The sequence below is a fragment of the Domibacillus mangrovi genome, assembly GCF_001906925.1.
Taxonomy (GTDB): domain Bacteria; phylum Bacillota; class Bacilli; order Bacillales; family Domibacillaceae; genus Domibacillus; species Domibacillus mangrovi.
Window position 1 is genome coordinate 25,782 of sequence record NZ_MRWQ01000009.1, and the last position, 12,634, is coordinate 38,415.

11 protein-coding genes are annotated in these 12,634 nt (G+C 42.7%); 7 read left to right on the plus strand and 4 right to left on the minus strand.

The window, feature by feature from the left end:
- Window positions 1–283 precede the first annotated feature (283 nt).
- Together BLL40_RS11300 and BLL40_RS11305 are read left to right on the plus strand one after the other, a co-directional pair.
- Window positions 284–1,093: an alpha/beta hydrolase gene (locus BLL40_RS11300; RefSeq protein ID WP_073712012.1), complete on the plus strand. Its 810-nt coding sequence runs from the start codon at window positions 284–286 to the stop codon at window positions 1,091–1,093.
- A 9-nt stretch (window positions 1,094–1,102) separates the two neighbouring features.
- Window positions 1,103–2,179 carry a tetraprenyl-beta-curcumene synthase family protein gene (locus tag BLL40_RS11305; RefSeq protein WP_073712013.1) on the plus strand — a complete coding sequence of 359 codons (1,077 nt, stop codon included), beginning with the start codon at window positions 1,103–1,105 and terminating at the stop codon, window positions 2,177–2,179.
- A gap of 105 nt (window positions 2,180–2,284) precedes the next feature.
- On the opposite strand, the gene mnmM is transcribed toward BLL40_RS11305, so the two are convergent.
- On the minus strand, window positions 2,285–2,857 hold the full coding sequence (gene mnmM, locus BLL40_RS11310; protein WP_073712014.1) for a tRNA 5-(aminomethyl)-2-thiouridylate-methyltransferase MnmM: 573 nt from the start codon (window positions 2,855–2,857) through the stop codon (window positions 2,285–2,287).
- Window positions 2,854–3,816, minus strand: coding sequence for a tRNA modification radical SAM protein MnmL/YtqA (gene mnmL, locus BLL40_RS11315; RefSeq protein ID WP_073712015.1), 963 nt, complete (start codon window positions 3,814–3,816; stop codon window positions 2,854–2,856). Before mnmL ends, mnmM begins: the two co-directional genes overlap by 4 nt.
- Window positions 3,817–4,070: 254 nt before the next feature.
- On the opposite strand from mnmL, the gene leuS reads away from it, so the two are divergent.
- Together leuS and BLL40_RS11325 are read left to right on the plus strand one after the other, a co-directional pair.
- A complete protein-coding gene (gene leuS, locus BLL40_RS11320; RefSeq protein WP_073712016.1) occupies window positions 4,071–6,482 on the plus strand; it encodes a leucine--tRNA ligase in 2,412 nt (803 codons plus the stop codon).
- A gap of 12 nt (window positions 6,483–6,494) precedes the next feature.
- Window positions 6,495–6,806 carry a rhodanese-like domain-containing protein gene (locus tag BLL40_RS11325; RefSeq protein WP_073712055.1) on the plus strand — a complete coding sequence of 104 codons (312 nt, stop codon included), beginning with the start codon at window positions 6,495–6,497 and terminating at the stop codon, window positions 6,804–6,806.
- Between the two features lie 54 nt (window positions 6,807–6,860).
- On the opposite strand, the gene BLL40_RS11330 is transcribed toward BLL40_RS11325, so the two are convergent.
- Window positions 6,861–8,129, minus strand: coding sequence for a BaiN/RdsA family NAD(P)/FAD-dependent oxidoreductase (locus BLL40_RS11330; RefSeq protein ID WP_073712017.1), 1,269 nt, complete (start codon window positions 8,127–8,129; stop codon window positions 6,861–6,863).
- A 120-nt stretch (window positions 8,130–8,249) separates the two neighbouring features.
- On the opposite strand from BLL40_RS11330, the gene BLL40_RS11335 reads away from it, so the two are divergent.
- Both BLL40_RS11335 and BLL40_RS11340 read left to right on the plus strand, forming a co-directional pair.
- A complete protein-coding gene (locus tag BLL40_RS11335; RefSeq protein WP_073712018.1) occupies window positions 8,250–9,872 on the plus strand; it encodes a putative polysaccharide biosynthesis protein in 1,623 nt (540 codons plus the stop codon).
- 20 nt (window positions 9,873–9,892) lie between these two features.
- A complete protein-coding gene (locus tag BLL40_RS11340) occupies window positions 9,893–10,603 on the plus strand; it encodes a pseudouridine synthase (RefSeq protein ID WP_073712019.1) in 711 nt (236 codons plus the stop codon).
- A 48-nt stretch (window positions 10,604–10,651) separates the two neighbouring features.
- On the opposite strand, the gene BLL40_RS11345 is transcribed toward BLL40_RS11340, so the two are convergent.
- Complete coding sequence (locus BLL40_RS11345) at window positions 10,652–10,873, minus strand: DeoR family transcriptional regulator (protein ID WP_018394194.1); 222 nt, start codon at window positions 10,871–10,873, stop codon at window positions 10,652–10,654.
- Window positions 10,874–11,199: 326 nt separating this feature from the next.
- Between BLL40_RS11345 and pepV the strand changes: the two genes are divergently transcribed.
- A complete protein-coding gene (gene pepV / locus BLL40_RS11350) occupies window positions 11,200–12,621 on the plus strand; it encodes a dipeptidase PepV (protein ID WP_073712020.1) in 1,422 nt (473 codons plus the stop codon).
- Window positions 12,622–12,634: the final 13 nt, after the last annotated feature.

Below are 12,634 nucleotides of genomic sequence, written 5' to 3' on the forward strand. Positions count from 1 at the left end.
CTGCCCGTAAAAGCCCGATTGGTTCGGGCCGGCTGAAGCCGGTCACTCACGTATTGCCGCAGGACGCGGCGCTCTTTACCTGAGTTCCCTTTTATTCAGTGGGGGATAGCGGAATGCAGACTAAGATCGTCACGTCCTGTGACAACTTCTGCATGATTCACATCCGGTGAACCTAACCCCCACTGAATGAAGTTTCACTTTATATGTACCATATTATTTTATCGAAAGCCAAAAGATTTGTATAATAGAAAAAACGATTGTCGTTTTGAAGGAGAGAGTAACTATGTGGAAATGGGAGTGTGAAGGGCGGCCGAAAGGTGTAATCGTCATCGTGCACGGTGCACTTGAACATCACGGGCGTTACGGCTGGCTTATTGAAATGTGGCGGCAGAACGGGTTTAATGTTGTTATGGGTGACCTGCCTGGACAGGGAATGACATCACGTGCTAAGCGTGGTCACATTTCATCCTTTGCTGAATATACAAATGAAATTTCTGACTGGGTCAATGCAGCTTATCAGTTTGACGTGCCGGTTTTTTTACTCGGTCACAGCATGGGCGGCCTGATTGTTACTCGTTATTTGCAGGAAGAGAAGCCTGAACTTGCTGGTGTCATTTTATCGTCACCGCTTTTTAAAATGAAACACGTACCGCCAAAGCATGTAAATATGATGTCACATGGGCTCAATACGATGACACCATCGTTAAAGTTTGATTCGGGCATTACTGTTGATATGTCGACAAGGAATGAAGAAGTGCGGGCGTTTGACAAGGAAGATACACTGTTTGTCCGAAAAGTGTCTGTTAGGTGGTATCGTGAAGTTATCCAGGCGATGAAAATAGTTGCTGCGGGGCCTGGTGAAATACCGGATATTCCTCATCTCATTATGCAGGCGGGCGATGATAAATTAGTCGACAGCAGTGCTGTTCGCTTATTTACGAAAAAAATCGATGTATCCGAGCTGCAGTATAAAGAATGGCCTGAATTGTATCATGAAATTTTTAACGAACCAGAGCGGGAAGATGTGTTTCGCTATGCGATTGATTTTGTTCATAATCGACTGCGCGCACTCGGTTTTATTATTGAAAAGTGAGGTAACTTCATGAATGTCCCTAAAAATTCGCTATTATTAATGCGAAAAGCATATAAAAGTATTTATCCAACGGTAAAAACGGAATGGAGTAAATGGAAAGTGATGGCGGAACGTATACCAGATCCGGAGCTTCGTCAGCAAGCGATGGATGTATATGAGAAAAAGTATTTTCATTGTGAAGCCGGTGGTATTATCTCCATGCTTGCAGGTGAGAAATCAGTAGATGCCATTGCTTTTATTGTTCCATATCAGCTCATCTGTGATTATCTTGATAATTTGTGTGATCAGACGACGTCGTTTAATCCGGATGATTTTGCAGCGCTGCATGAAGCGCTGTACGATTGTTTCTTTCCCGATGGAGCAAAAAGTGATTATTACCGCTTCCGCGAGACGAAAGACGATGGGGGTTATTTAAATGCCCTCGTTGAAGGGTGCCGGCGTATTGTTGCGAATACCCCGTCATTTTCGTCTGCAAAGCCGTATGCGCTTGAATTAAGCCAGTATTACAGTGAATTGCAAATTCATAAGCATGTGCGAGAAGAAGAGAGGGAAGAGCGGCTGATCCGCTGGTTTGAAAGCTATAAAGCAGATTTGCCGGATATGACCTGGTATGAATTTTCTGCATGCACTGGTTCAACGGTAGGTTTGTATTGCTTAATGTCGTGTGCGATGGGCCCTGCTTTTACGCCAACATACGCTAAAATGGTGCGAGATTGCTACTTTCCGTACGGTCAAGGCATCCATATTTTACTTGATTATTTTATCGATCAAGAAGAGGATCTAGAAGATGGAGAGCTGAATTTCTGTACATATTATGAAAATGAAACAGTGATGATGGATCGCTTTTTATACTTTTTACAGCAAGCGAAAAAAGGAACAGAATCACTTCCACACGCAAAATTTCATTCGTTTTTAATTGAAGGGATCGTGGCGGTTTATTTGTCTGAAGAAAAAGCAACTGAGAAGAAAAGTGTGCAAAACCAGTGTCGAAAGCTCGTTCATACTGCAGGATTTTCGAGTGTTTTCTTTTACTGGAATGGACGAGCATATAAAACAATCAAGAAAATATACAAAGCAGCGTATTAGATTTTTTCTCAGATACCCACACAACGACACAAAAATAGACAGCTTTCTCATTAGAAGACTGCCTATCATTTGAAATCCCTTTTTTAAAAGATACCCCGCTATTCATCATCGCTTCTCAATTGCGATGATGAATGGCGGGTTGTTCGCTTGATTGATAAATTCGTAGCGCATAACGTGAGCGTGTTTTTGATCCAGCGTCTCTGCGAATGAAACGATTGCTTCGCGTTCAGAGGCGCCTTCTTCGTGTCCGTGGTAAATGACGAGCACAATGACACCGCCTGATTCCATCATCATAAATAATTGCTGTACTGCTTCAATCGTTGTATCGGGTTTTGTTACGATTGATTTGTCACCTTTTGGTAAATAGCCGAGATTGAAAATAGCAGCAGATAATTGGCCGTGATAGTCAGCAGGAATGAGCTTTGCTGCTTGCTCATGGCCGGCATGAAAAAGCGATACACAGTTTGAAACACTCGCCTGTTTCAAGCGTTCGCCTGTATTTTTAATTGCCTGTTCTTGCACATCGAATGAGAAAACATGTCCAGATGCGCCAACAAGATTCGCTAAAAAGAGTGTATCGTGGCCGTTGCCTGCTGTAGCATCGACGGCGAAACTGCCGGCAGACACCGTTTTTTCAAGCAGAATTCGTGCGAATGGTAAAATCCCGTCAAGTGTCATGGCTGCAACACGACCTTCTTGTACAATTTTCCTTGCCAGCTGCCACGCCGGACGAGTTCGGCATCAATAGCGTTCAAGACTTTCCACTTGTTTACACTCCACATGGGGCCAACCATTAAGTGAATGGGACCATCGCCTGTAAGGCGGTGAATGACCATTTCTGGCGGTAATATTTCAAGCTGATCGCACACGAGATGGACGTAGTCGTCAAATGATAAAAAGTCGAGCAATCCTTTTTCATATTGCTTTACAAGTGGTGTTCCTTTTAATAAATGCAGCAAATGTATTTTAATCCCTTGTACATCAAGATTAGCTATCGCTTCAGCCGTTTCCATCATCATATCGGGCGTTTCGAGCGGGAGGCCATTTATAAGATGGGAGCAGACACGGATATTATGTTTACGCAATTTTTCAACACCTTCAACATATGTTTGAAAGTCATGTGCACGATTAATCAGTTGAGCTGTTTGTTCGTGAACCGTTTGCAAACCAAGCTCCACCCATAAATAAGTGCGTTCATTTAATTCGGCTAAATAGTCCACCACGTCATCTGGCAGGCAGTCTGGACGTGTTGCAATCGATAACGCGACCACATCATCTTGCTCGAGTACATGTTCGTATTTCGCGCGAAGCACATGAACGGGTGCATGTGTGTTTGTGTATGCCTGAAAATAGGCCATATATTTGCCATCTTTCCACTTTTGATGCATTTTATCTTTTATGTCTTGAAACTGTTTTTCAAGCGGATCCACACGATCGCCGGCGAAGTCACCAGAACCGGCTGCGCTGCAAAATGTACAGCCACCAAATGCCACAGTGCCGTCACGATTCGGGCAGTCAAAGCCTCCGTCAAGTGCTACTTTAAACACTTTATGGCCGAAATGCTCACGTAAATGGTAGTTCCACGTATGATACCGCTTATTATCATTTGCGTATGGAAAAGGGTTTGTCATCATCATCTCTCCTCGTGTGAAATTTTAACACGAACGGAGTCGCAGGTAAAATGAGCTTGCATATTAACCGAAATTTTTTTACAATGATAGCTAAAGGTTTATAATGAAAAAAGCCGGCGGATGGTGCAGTCCGGTTTACTCAAAGCGTACAATCACAATTGGGTGGTACCACAGGAAGAGACAATTCTCTCCTGTCCCATATTTTGGGGCGGGGGTTTTTTCATTTGTAGATTACATAAGATGGAAGGCAGGTTCAACGAATGAATTTCGATCATAAGAAAATTGAACAGAAATGGCAGCAATACTGGGAGCAAAATAAAACATTTAAAACGAACGAAGAACTAGAAAAACCGAAATTTTATGCGCTTGATATGTTTCCATATCCATCTGGTGCAGGACTTCACGTTGGCCATCCGGAAGGATACACAGCAACGGATATTTTAAGCCGTTTCAAACGGATGCAGGGCTACAACGTCCTTCATCCGATGGGCTGGGATGCATTCGGGCTTCCAGCAGAGCAGTACGCGCTTGATACGGGAAATGATCCTGCTGAATTTACGGAACAGAACATTGACAATTTCCGCCGTCAAATTAAATCACTTGGTTTTTCCTATGACTGGGACCGTGAAATTAACACGACAGATCCGAATTATTATAAATGGACGCAGTGGATTTTTTTACAATTGTATAAAAAAGATCTCGCGTACGTTGATGAAGTACCCGTTAATTGGTGCCCAGCGTTAGGTACAGTACTTGCGAACGAAGAAGTCATTGACGGAAAATCAGAGCGGGGCGGTCATCCTGTCGAGCGCCGTCCGATGCGTCAATGGATACTGAAAATCACGAAATATGCGGATCGTTTAATTGAAGATTTAGACGAGCTTGACTGGCCGGAAAGCATTAAAGAAATGCAACGTAATTGGATCGGCCGCTCTGAAGGTGCTGAAGTAACATTTGCGATTAACGGATACGATGAGAGGTTCAAGGTCTTCACGACGCGTCCAGATACATTGTTTGGTGCAACGTATGCGGTACTGGCGCCTGAACATCCATTTGTTGATAAAATAACGACAGCGGAGCAAAAATCAGCAGTTGAAGCATATGTGAATCAAGTAAAGTCAAAAAGTGATCTTGAGCGTACAGATCTTGCAAAAGACAAAACAGGGGTATTCACAGGGGCATATGCAGTCAATCCAGCCAATGGCGAGAAAATGCCGATTTGGATTGCCGATTATGTATTGATCACATACGGAACAGGCGCAATTATGGCCGTACCTGCGCATGATGAACGAGACTATGAATTTGCGAAGAAATTTGAACTGCCGATTACAGAAGTCGTGGCCGGCGGAAATGTCGAAGAAGCAGCTTATTCTGGCGATGGGAAGCATGTGAATTCTGGCTTCTTGAACGGATTAAATAAAGAAGATAGTATTCAAGCGATGATTGAATGGCTTGAGAAAGAAGGAGTCGGCACGAAAAAGGTGACGTATCGTTTGCGCGACTGGCTGTTCAGCCGCCAGCGCTACTGGGGCGAGCCGATTCCAATTATTCATTGGGAAGATGGTACATCAACAGCCGTTCCAGAATCAGAACTGCCGCTCGTCTTGCCAAAAACAACGGAAATTCGTCCATCCGGCACAGGTGAGTCGCCGCTTGCAATCATTGAAAACTGGGTGAATGTTGTCGATCCAATAACAGGCAAAAAAGGACGCCGTGAGACAAATACAATGCCGCAATGGGCAGGGAGCTGCTGGTATTATCTTCGATTTATTGATCCGGATAATACGGAAGCACTTGCTGATCCGGAAAAATTAAAACGGTGGCTGCCAGTTGATATTTACATCGGCGGCGCAGAGCATGCCGTTCTTCATCTTCTGTATGCGCGTTTTTGGCATAAAGTATTGTATGATCTTGGGGTAGTTCATACGAAAGAGCCGTTCCAGAAATTGTTCAACCAAGGCATGATACTTGGTGAAAATAATGAAAAAATGAGTAAATCAAAAGGAAACGTTGTGAATCCAGATCAAATCGTTGAAAGCCATGGTGCAGATACATTGCGTTTATATGAGATGTTCATGGGACCGCTCGATGCTTCTGTTGCGTGGAGTACAACCGGTCTTGACGGTGCACGCCGATTCCTCGATCGAATTTGGCGCTTATTCGTAACAGACGATGGATCATTGACTGAAAAAGTGATAGAAAGCGGTACAGAGCTTGAAAAAGTGTATCATCAAACGGTGAAAAAAGTGACGGATGACTATGAGGGCCTTCATTTTAATACGGCGATTTCACAAATGATGGTGTTTGTGAATGAAGCGAATAAAGCAGAAACGATCCCAGCTGATTTTGCGTCTGGTTTTGTGAAATTATTGGCGCCGCTTGCACCCCATCTGGCAGAAGAATTGTGGGAAAAGCTTGGTCATACTGAAACGGTAACGTATGAAGCGTGGCCAACATTTGATGAATCGAAGCTAATCGATGATGAAGTGGAGATTGTGATTCAGTTAAATGGAAAACTACGGACGAAATTAATGGTTTCAAAAGATGCAACGAAGGAACAAATGGAAGAGATGGCACTGGCGGATGAAAAATTCAAGGAAGATCTTGTTGGCAAGACGATACGTAAAGTGATTGCCGTTCCAGGAAAACTTGTGAACGTGGTGGCTAATTAATTTGAAGGGATGATGAAAGTGATTCCAACGATTACAGCAGAAGAAGTAAGACAAAAGGTTGAAAATGGAGAAAAAATTGAATTGATTGATGTACGTGAAGACGCAGAAGTGGCAGAAGGCATGATTCCTCAAGCGGAACATATTGTCATGGGAACAATTCCTGACAACTTGGATCGCCTCGACAAAGAAACAGAATATATTATCATCTGCCGGTCAGGTAAGCGTAGCGAAAATGTATCGCGCTATTTGATCGAAAATGGCTATAAAGCAACAAATATGACTGGTGGTATGCTTGAGTACACAGGTGAAATAGCACCGAAATAAAAAAGAAAAAAGAGACTGTGCGATTTTTTTGCAACGTCTCTTTTTTACATTTCATCATGAAAAAAGGGATTTACTTACGAAAGCGGCATTCGTGCCAGCGATGTGACCAGTAATGAGTGCAGAAGTAATGTTGTAGCCGCCCGTGTAGCCATGAATATCAATAATTTCCCCGCAGAAAAAAAGGCCAGGTTTTTTTTTCGAAGCCATCGTTTTCGGTTCGATTTCTTTTACAGATACGCCGCCCCCAGTGACAAATGCTTTTTCAATCGGCAGTGTGCCGTTTACGGCTATTTTAAATGATTTCATCAAGGAAGCGAGTTCACGAATCGCACTGTCTGTCATTTGATTTCCAGGTGTATCTAAATCAATGTTTGTACGTTCAAGCAAAAAGTGCAAATAACGTTCTGGAAGAAGACCTTTCAAGCTGTTCTTTATTGCTTTTTTTGGCTCTTCTTTTAAGCATTTGCGAATGTGGACGCCTGCTTCATGTTCATTGCCGTCTGGCCATGCGTCAATGGACATATAGACAGGAGATCCATTTTTCTTTAATTCTTTCACGACGAATTGGCTGCATCTAAGCGCTGCAGGGCCCGATAATCCGAAATGTGTAAAGAGCATATCCATTCGGTGCGTCACGAGCGGTTTTCCCTTTTTATTTAACACGGATAAGCCGACGTCACGAAGCGCCAGCCCTTGCATGGAACGATTGACAATAAATGGTTCTTTTGATGTAATCGGAACTTCTGTCGGAAATAGCTCTGTTATCGTATGTCCGGCGCGTTCTGCCCACGGATACCCATCCCCCGTTGATCCAGTTTGCGGAACCGCTTTGCCTCCGGTTGCGAGTACAACAGCCCCGGCGCGAATTTCTTCACCAGATTTGAGCCGGACACCGATCATTCGGTCGTCACTCATCAATAATTTTTTCACAGGTGATTCAAGGCGCAAATCTACACGAAGACGTTTTAGTTCATCAAGCAGTGCCTCAACAACATCTTGCGCCCGATCCGACACGGGAAACATACGGCCATGATCTTCTTCTTTTAATTTTACACCAAGATTTTCAAAAAAGCGGATAATGTCTTCATTGCTGAAGACAGAAAAGGCACTGTACAAAAATCGTCCATTGCCGGGGATATGGCGAATGATTTCTTCCACGGGCAGCCGGTTTGTCACATTACATCGGCCGCCGCCAGAAATTTGCAATTTGTTTCCCGGTTTTTTCCCTTTATCAATTAACAGTGTGCGTGCACCCGCGCGGCCAGCTGCAATCGCCGCCATCAGTCCAGCGGGCCCACCGCCTACAATGATTACGTCGTACATAACGTCATCTCCTAATTCAAACTTTGTTCATTATAGCAGACACGAAAAAAATTGTCAGAAACAAATGAAAGAGTTACACTATTAATTGTTGCTCTATCTATAAGAATGAGGGATTAAACGATGTCATCCAATTTAATACGCGGAACGTTTATTTTAACGCTCGGAACGTTCATCTCAAAGTTTCTTGGTCTATTTTATGTTATTCCGTTTTACAAAATTATTGGTGGAGACGAAGCGGCTGCTTTGTATAGTTATGGCTACGTGCCATATACGATCTTTATTAGCATTGCGACGGCAGGCGTACCGCTTGCTGTATCTAAGTACATAGCGAAATATAATGCGATTGAAGAATACGCAGTCGGCCGAAAGCTGTTTAAATCTGGACTTGTGATGATGATGATGACGGGTTTAATCGCTTTTGCGGTCATGTATTCTTTCGCACCGTTTTTTGCACAACTATCGCTTTCTGGAGAAGAAACGACGTACACAATTGATCAGGTCGCAACGGTTATTCGTGCCGTCAGCTTTGCGCTCATCCTCGTGCCATTTATGAGCTTGACACGAGGATTTTTTCAAGGGCATCAAACGATGGGTCCATCTGCTGTATCAACGGTTGTTGAGCAAGTTGCCCGGATTGTATTTTTGCTTGCAGGAGCGTATATCGTTATTCATGTTCTAGGTGGATCAGTTGTTACAGCGATTAGCGTGGCAACATTTGCGGCGTTTATTGGCGCTATATTTGCTCTTCTGGTCTTAGTGTGGTATTTCTTCAAGCGGAAAAAACATTTTGATAAGCTGCTGGAAAAAGATAAAGGGGAAGCGGACGTGTCACTTGTAGGCATGTATTCTGAAATTGTCCTGTACGCGATTCCATTTGTATTTGTCGGCATAGCTATTCCGCTTTATCAGCTCATCGATCAAGTGACCTTTTCACGAGCCATGTCAGAAATTGGTCTAGAGGGTCAGGCAGTTGCGGCATTTGGTGTGTTGAACTTTAGTACGCAAAAACTAGTTATTATTCCTGTATCACTTGCAACCGCTTTTGCGATGGCACTTGTGCCGATGATGACCAGTTCATTTGTAAAAGGCGATCATCATACTGTGAAACGACAGCTTGATCAAACATTTGAAGTATTGCTTTACTTAACGATACCGGCATCGGTTGGCATTGCGCTACTGGCAGAGCCGCTTTATACGGTGTTTTATGAACATAGCGAGCTTGGAACGGACGTACTTCGTGTCTATGCACCGGTGGCCATATTATTTGCACTTTTCTCAGTTACAGCAGCGATTTTGCAAGGGATTAATGAGCAGCGATTTACGATTTTAAGTTTATTGACAGGTATTTTAGTGAAACTATCCCTGAATATTCCGCTTATTAAAATGTTTGAAACAGAAGGGGCAGTCTATGCAACAGCGCTCGGATTTGGGTCATCGATTATGATTAACTTATTTGTTATTCGTTACTTTGCCGGCTATTCACTCCGCTCGATCGGGAAAAAAATCAGCATGATTGTTCTGTTTAATGGGGTGATGTCCATTGTCGTGCTCAGTCTATACGGCTTATTGTCACTCGTTCTTTCTACAGCTTCATTATGGCCGTCTTTCTTGATGATTATCATTTGCGGAGTTGCGGGAGCGATTGTGTATTTTGCTTTAAGTAGCAAAACAGGGCTTTTAGATACGTTGTTCGGCTCACGCTTGGATGGAATTAAACGAAAACTTCGCTTGAAAAAAGCTTAATTTTAGAAAAGAGGAACGATATGCGTCTTGATAAAATGCTTGCAAACTCAGGGATTGGCACGCGAAAAGAAGTGAAAAAGTTGCTTAAAGACGGCGGTGTAACAGTAAATGGATCGATGGTGAAAGATGCGAAAATCCATGTGGACCCGGCTGTGGATAAAGTCTATCTGTTCGATGAACCTGTACGGTACCGTGAATTTATTTATTTAATGATGAATAAGCCGGATGGTGTTGTGTCGGCAACAGAAGATAAACGTGATGAAACGGTCATTGACTTACTTGATGAGTCTCACAAGCATTTCGAGCCGCATCCGGTTGGAAGGCTTGATAAAGATACAGAAGGCATGCTTCTGCTAACGAATGATGGACAGTTATCTCACAGCCTGCTGTCACCGAAGCGACATGTAGGAAAAACATATTTTGCTCAAATAAAAGGGAATGTAACAGAGGAAGATGTGCACGCTTTTGATAAAGGTGTGACATTGGAAGATGGCTATGTAACGAAGCCAGCTAAACTCATCATATTATCGAGCGGGGCTGAATCTGAAATCGAACTGACGATTACAGAAGGGAAGTTCCATCAAGTGAAACGTATGTTTATAGCCGTTGATAAAGAAGTGCTATATTTGAAGCGTTTATCGATGGGGCCGCTAGCACTTGATGAATCACTTGAACTAGGTGAATACAGGGAACTGACTGAAGAAGAGGTAAGGATCTTAAAAGGAAACTAAAAAAACGGCTGCCCGCATCGTGGACAGCTGTTTTTTAGTATGAAAGGGTTATGATGTCATTCTCACCTTTTTTTCTGTCGTTGTCCATTTTCCGCGTGTTGGACTAAAGACGAGCTCATTATAAGCCAGTACATTTAAATCGCGTTGAATGGTGCGCGGGGTGATGCCAAACTCATCTACAATATCCTGTGTTGTCACAGTACCATTTTCTTTAATATACATGTAGACGGATTTAATGCGATTCAGCATCCGATTTGTAGTCGGTTTCAAAAAACCACTCCCTCATCTTTTTTCCCTGAGGCATAACAACAGACGGCAACAATGATCCTATCAATTATAATAAAGTGTCTCAGACATCTCCTTTGCAAAGTAGTGTAAAGTGTCTGACAATTAAAGTGTACTGTATTTAAGCTTATTTTGCTAGAAAAAAGGTTGAATTTACACTTTATTTACTCTTTTTTAATGATATTATGCCTTTAATCGGAAAATAACACTGATTGTAAATATATATTCAGAAGATTTACAATTTATTGAATAAATGTGAATTTGGTTTGTTCATACATTCCGTTGTAAAATAAAAACAAGGAGGAATTGCTGTGAATAATATAAACTGGATGGACGAAATACTGGAGCGGCGTGATGAATTTATAGCTGATCTTCAGAAGCTTATTCAAATTCCGAGTGTTAAAACGGAACAGGGGACAAAAAAAGCACCGTTTGGAACTCACGTAAAAGATGCACTTGATTATATGCTTTTACTCGGTGAAAAAGATGGATTTACAATAAAAAATACAGGAAATGTGGCCGGTCACCTAGAAATGGGCTCAGGAGATGGACTTATTGGGGTATTATGCCACGTTGATGTTGTACCGGCAGGGGATGGCTGGACGCGTGAACCATTTGGTGGAGAACTCGAATCGGGTAAAATATTTGGCCGGGGGGCGATTGATGATAAAGGACCAACAATCGCCGCTTATTACGCGATGAAAATTGTAAAAGAGCTCGGCATTCCACTTGAAAAAAGAGTAAGGATGATTATTGGCACCGATGAAGAAAGTGACTGGCAATGTGTCGAGCGTTATTTTGAATCGGAAGAAATGCCGGATATTGGCTTTGCCCCAGATGCAGATTTCCCTATTATTTTTGCAGAAAAAGGAATTGCTGATGTACAGATCACGCTTTCATTGCCAGTGCCGGGTGAGGCGGCTGTTACGATGATCGCATTTGAAGCTGGAAAAAGGTATAATATGGTTCCTGATTTTGCCCGTGCATCTTTATTAATCGATCAAAATCATACACTTTTCTTGCAAAACTACACAGAATATATAAATAAGGCCAATCTTGAAGGCCATTATCATATTCAAAACGGTGTTGTTGTTCTTGAATTGAAAGGAACATCTGTACATGCAATGGAGCCGGATTTCGGACAAAATGCTGCGCTCATGTTAGCTAAATTTTTGAGCAATCAGCGTCTTGATGCAGCATCTATTGCTTATATTGACTTTATGAAACGTTATTTCGATGGTGACACCCGCGGACGGGCACTCGAGATTGCGGCGACGGATCTTGAAATGGGTGACGTCACGGTGAATGCAGCGATTTTTCGTTATGAAAAAGGGAAGTCTGCTCAAATTGGCGTAAATGTGCGTTATCCGGCATCGTTTTCATTTAATGAAGAAATACAAAAGCTGAAAAAGAGGATTCAAAAAGAAAAAGCGGAATTGTCTGTTATATCAAACAGTGAACCTCATTATGTTCATCCGGATGATCCGTTTATTGAAACATTGAAGCGTGTATATGAAGATGAGACAGGAAAAAAGGCCGTTCTGCTGTCAATAGGTGGCGGGACGTACGCACGAGCTTTGAAAACGGGTGTCGCATTCGGTGCGCTGTTCCCGGGACGTCCAGATGTCGCACATCAAAAAGATGAATATGCTTTTATAGGAGACTTATTTCAAGCTGCGGCGATTTATGCGCGGACGATAGTGGAACTGGCAGGCAAGAAAGAGAAAGAATGACGTATAGTAAAAG

Coding starts and splice junctions, on each gene's coding strand:
- mnmM (WP_073712014.1), bottom strand. CDS start 2,857: ATGACACTTGACGGGATTTTACCATTCGCACGAATTCTGCTTGAAAAA.
- BLL40_RS11325 (WP_073712055.1), top strand. CDS start 6,495: ATGAAAGTGATTCCAACGATTACAGCAGAAGAAGTAAGACAAAAGGTT.
- BLL40_RS11335 (WP_073712018.1), top strand. CDS start 8,250: ATGTCATCCAATTTAATACGCGGAACGTTTATTTTAACGCTCGGAACG.
- BLL40_RS11330 (WP_073712017.1), bottom strand. CDS start 8,129: ATGTACGACGTAATCATTGTAGGCGGTGGGCCCGCTGGACTGATGGCG.
- BLL40_RS11340 (WP_073712019.1), top strand. CDS start 9,893: ATGCGTCTTGATAAAATGCTTGCAAACTCAGGGATTGGCACGCGAAAA.
- BLL40_RS11305 (WP_073712013.1), top strand. CDS start 1,103: ATGAATGTCCCTAAAAATTCGCTATTATTAATGCGAAAAGCATATAAA.
- BLL40_RS11300 (WP_073712012.1), top strand. CDS start 284: ATGTGGAAATGGGAGTGTGAAGGGCGGCCGAAAGGTGTAATCGTCATC.
- leuS (WP_073712016.1), top strand. CDS start 4,071: ATGAATTTCGATCATAAGAAAATTGAACAGAAATGGCAGCAATACTGG.
- mnmL (WP_073712015.1), bottom strand. CDS start 3,816: ATGATGATGACAAACCCTTTTCCATACGCAAATGATAATAAGCGGTAT.